The organism is Streptomyces sp. P17, from assembly GCF_032436805.1.
Taxonomy (GTDB): domain Bacteria; phylum Actinomycetota; class Actinomycetes; order Streptomycetales; family Streptomycetaceae; genus Streptomyces.
Map to the genome: position 1 here is coordinate 1 of NZ_JAVRBF010000455.1, position 356 is coordinate 356.

Annotated in this window: 1 protein-coding gene; it reads left to right on the forward strand. The window is 65.7% G+C overall.

Translation table 11 applies throughout. From position 1 onward, the window contains the following. The first annotated feature begins 66 nt into the window (after positions 1 to 66). The gene (locus RMT89_RS41700; RefSeq protein WP_315888968.1) at positions 67 to 234 is read left to right on the forward strand and encodes a hypothetical protein; all 168 of its coding nucleotides are present in this window, start codon (positions 67 to 69) and stop codon (positions 232 to 234) included. Positions 235 to 356 lie beyond the last annotated feature (122 nt).

The following is a 356-nucleotide window of genomic DNA, read 5'->3' on the forward strand; positions in this document are numbered from 1 at the left end:
CGAGGTTGAGGGGGAGCCAACATCAATCACACCGCGCCGTGCAAATCCGAGGACCTCGACGGCGTGATGGTGTTCAACCCCGAGGGCAAGCCTCTTGCCTTCATTCGCCTGCCGGAGCGCTGCGCCAATCTCTGCTTCGGCGGCGCCAAGCGGAATCGTCTTTTCATGGCGGCGAGCCGGTCGCTCTATGCGCTCTACGTGAACACGAGAGGATGTCGTTCGTCGGCGTCTTGACGAACGAGCAGGCCCCGCAGCCGGCTTTGGCGCCTCGGGCATGTCTTGTCGGCAGCGTGCGCAGCACGCGCGGTGGCCGTGAGGGCGCGCTGGAACCCGACACAGCGGCGGAGAACATGGCG

Coding starts and splice junctions, on each gene's coding strand:
- RMT89_RS41700 (WP_315888968.1), top strand. CDS start 67: ATGGTGTTCAACCCCGAGGGCAAGCCTCTTGCCTTCATTCGCCTGCCG.